Here is a 2122-nt window from a genome sequence, read left to right as displayed (position 1 = left end):
CCGTGCCGCCGGCCGCGCTACCGACCGTGCCGCCAGTCGCGTCGTCGACCGCGCTGCCGCCCGCGTCGCCGGCCGTGCTGCCGCCCGCGTCGCCGGCCGTGCTGCCAGCCGCGTCGCCGGCCGTGCTGCCAGCCGCGCCGCCGACCGCGCCGCCGACCGCGCCGCCGACCGCGTCGCCGGCCGCGTTCCGTACGGCCTGGCGTGCGCACTGGACGGCGTCCTCCAGCAGGTTCAGGACGCTGCCCGCGGGCACTTCCGCGCTCTCCAGGACCTTCAGCGCCTCCACCGCGGCGCTGCTCGCCGGCGCCCCGGCGGGCCCGTAGCCGTCGGCCACGGCGAGCAGGCGCGCGCCCGCGTACGCCGTGTCCTGGTTGGCGGTCCGCACCCGGCCGGTGTCGGAGCGGGCGCAATGACGCAGTTCCAGCATGACGGTGTCCTTCCTCGATTCTGCGCTGAGATGGTCGACGAGGAACGCGGCGAGGTCCCGGCGTACGGCCGTCTCGGCCTCCACCCGCGCCCAGTGGGCGCGGATCTCCCGTGCGGCGGCGGCCGGTTCCAGCGCGCACACCGCGCGGATTCCGGCGAGCGGCATGCCCAGCCGGCGCAGCCAGGCCACCAGCCGGGCCCGCTCCAACTGCTCGACGGCGTAGTACCGGTACCCGGTGTCCGGGTCGACCCGCGCGGGGCGCAGCAGGTCCAGCTCGTCGTAGAGCCGCAGTGCCTTCGGCGAGAGCCGGCTGGCCTTCGCGAAGGCGCCGATCGTCAGCATGTCCATGCCCCACCCCCGGGTGCCGCTGTGCTCGTCCTACCGCCACCGATGCTGCGGCTTCACCGAGGGTGAAGGTCAAACCGGTTGCCGCGGTCGCCGTCGCGATGGTTAGCCTGCGGTCCGATCATCCGCCGCATTCGTACGCCGATGGAGCCCGCCGTGCCCCGTATCGCACTCGCCACCTACGACCCCGGGACCGAGCCGAACCGGGACCGCGACCTGCCGGTCCTGCTGCGGGCCCTGACGGACGCCGGGGCCGAGGCCGTCGCCGTGCACTGGGACGACCCCGGCGTCGACTGGAGCGGGTTCGACCTCGTCGTCATCCGCTCCACCTGGGACTACGCCTGGCGGGCCGAGGAGTTCATGGCCTGGGCGGCGCGGGCGGGCAACGCGACACGGCTGGCCAATCCGGCCGCCGTCGTGCGCTGGAACACCGACAAGCGGTACCTCGGGGACCTCGCGGCGGCGGGCGTGCCCGTCGTGCCGACCCGTTACATCGCGCCCGGATCCGCGGCCCGACTCCCGGGCGATCACGACTTCGTCGTCAAGCCGACCTTCGGCGCGGGCGCCCGGTACGCCGCGCGGTACGCGCCCGGCGAGCGCGGCACGGCGCTGCGGCAGCTGGCCCGTATGCACGAGGAGGGGCTGACCGCGATGGTGCAGCCGTACGTCCGCGGCATCGACGTCGGCGGCGAGCGGGCCCTGCAGTTCTTCGGCGGCCGGCTGCTGCATGCCAGCCGTAAGCGGGCCGTGCTGGCGCCCGGCACGGCGTACGACGCGGAGAAGGTGGCCCACCCCGACCTGGAGCCGTGGCTGCCGACGCCGTCCGAACTCGCCGTCGCCGGGCGCGCGCTGGCCGCCGTACCGGACGCGCCCGAACTGCTGTACGCGCGCGTGGACCTGGTCGACGGCGAGGACGGGACACCCCACGTGATGGAACTCGAACTGATCGAACCGAACCTGTTCCTCTTCCTGCACCCGGCTTCGACGGCCACGGTGGCATCGGCGATCCTGGCGGCGGGCAACTGAACAACACCGGCCCGTGCAGCGAAAGGGGCGCGGGGCTGTATCGATATGCGGCCCCGCCGCGTGGGCGCGATCAACCACGACGCACCCGCACCCGATGGCCGGCGCGTCACCCCCAGGGCGCCGCCGACAACGCACCCGCACCCGATGGCCGGCGCGTCACCCCCAGGGCGCCGCCGACAACGCACCCGCACCCGATGGCCGGCGCGTCACCCCCAGGGCGCCGCCGACAACGCACCCGCACCCGATGGCCGGCGCGTCACCCCCAGGGCGCCGCCGACAACGCACCCGCACCCGATGGCCGGCGCGTCACCCCCAGGGCGCCGC

2 protein-coding genes are annotated in these 2122 nt (G+C 75.4%); one reads left to right on the top strand and one right to left on the bottom strand.

Annotation, left to right across the window (positions count from 1 at the left end):
• A partial coding sequence (locus tag ABT245_RS45750; protein WP_351747063.1) for a MerR family transcriptional regulator occupies window positions 1–775 on the bottom strand: 775 nt, incomplete at its 3' end.
• Between the two features lie 153 nt (window positions 776–928).
• Here ABT245_RS45750 and ABT245_RS45745 point away from each other — a divergent pair.
• On the top strand, window positions 929–1798 hold the full coding sequence (locus ABT245_RS45745) for an ATP-grasp domain-containing protein (RefSeq protein WP_351747060.1): 870 nt from the start codon (window positions 929–931) through the stop codon (window positions 1796–1798).
• The last annotated feature ends 324 nt before the right edge of the window (window positions 1799–2122 follow it).

The organism is Streptomyces sp. NPDC001508 (assembly GCF_040298665.1).
In the GTDB taxonomy this organism is placed as follows: Bacteria; Actinomycetota; Actinomycetes; order Streptomycetales; family Streptomycetaceae; genus Streptomyces.
The sequence above is the reverse complement of the archived record's forward strand: the minus strand, read 5'-3'. Positions and strand labels throughout refer to the sequence as shown.